Raw genomic sequence first — 1,298 nt, forward strand, 5'->3', positions numbered from 1 at the left:
ACGGCGTGCCGCCGGCCACCTTTTACGTTTATTCGCGGCGAATTTCGCGCGCAAGCGCGCCGCGCTCTTTGCGCTTAGCGTGGGGAATTGCGCCCGACGCCCCTCGTCCCGGTTCCCGGGCCCTGACGGCCCGCCCGATTCGAATCAGCGGCCGGTCTTGATGGTGGTCCAGGCGCGCACGCGCTCGCGCGTCAGCTCGGGCGAGAACGTCTTGGGGTCAACCAGTTTGGCCAGCACGTCGGCCTGCGGGTAGATGGCCGGGTCGCTGGCGATCTCCGGGTCCAGCAGCGGTATGGCCGCGGTGTTGGGGCTGGCGTAGGCCACGTAGCTGCTGATGGCGGCCGCCACTTCGGGCTTGAGCAGGTAGTCGATGAAAGCGTGCGCATTGGCCTTGTGCGGCGCATCGGCGGGGATGGCGATCAGGTCGAACCAACGCAGCGCACCCTCCCTGGGGATGATGTACTGGATGTCGACGCCGTTCTGCGCTTCCTCGGCGCGGTCGCCCGCCTGGAACACGTCGCCCGAATAGCCCATCGCCAGGCACAGGTCGCCGTTGGCCAGGTCGTCGATGTACTTGGACGAATTGAAATAGCGGATGTGCGGCCGCACGGCGGCATAGGTGTCCTTGACCACCTGCGTTTCATCGCCCGTGATGGCGTTGGGGTCGCGGCCGCGGAATATCAGCGCGGCGGCGAAGGTTTCCTGTTCGTCGTCGAGCACGCCGATGCCGCAGTCGGCAAGCTTCGCGGCGTTGGCCGGGTCGAACAGCAGCGCCCATGAATCCAGCGCCACGTCCGGTCCCAGCGCCTCGCGCACCTTGGCCACGTTGATGCCCAGCCCGGTGGTGCCCCACATGTAGGGCACCGTGTGGGCGTTGCCCGGGTCAACGTCCTGAAGGCCCGCCAGCAGCGCCGGGTCGATGTTGCCGTAGTTGTTCAGCGCCGCCTTGTCGAGGGGGGCGTAGACGCCGGCCTTGACATGGCGCTGCGCGAACGGCCGTGCGGACGGGAACACCACGTCATAGCCCGACGACCCCGCCAGCAGCTTGGTCTCCAGCATCTCGTTGGCGTCGTAGGTGTCGTAGACCACCTTGATGCCGGTTTCGGCCTCGAAGTTGGCCAGCGTGTCCTCGGCGACGTAGTCCGACCAATTGAAGACGTAAACCACCCGGTCGCCGCTGCCTTGGGTGTCGGGCTGCGCGGGAGCGGCGCCCGGGGGGGCCCGGGGGGGGGGAACCCCGGCCCCCGGCAGCAGCCCGGGGGGGGCGGGGAAAAGGAGGGGCCCGGGGGGTGGGGGGG

Annotated in this window: 1 protein-coding gene; it reads right to left on the bottom strand. The window is 68.6% G+C overall.

The window, feature by feature from the left end; translation table 11 throughout:
• Window positions 1-144 precede the first annotated feature (144 nt).
• On the bottom strand, window positions 145-1,298 hold a 1,154-nt coding region (locus K0M70_RS08635), incomplete at its 5' end, for a polyamine ABC transporter substrate-binding protein (protein ID WP_290781395.1).

The organism is Arenimonas sp., assembly GCF_019459675.1.
Classification (GTDB): domain Bacteria; phylum Pseudomonadota; class Gammaproteobacteria; order Xanthomonadales; family Xanthomonadaceae; genus Arenimonas.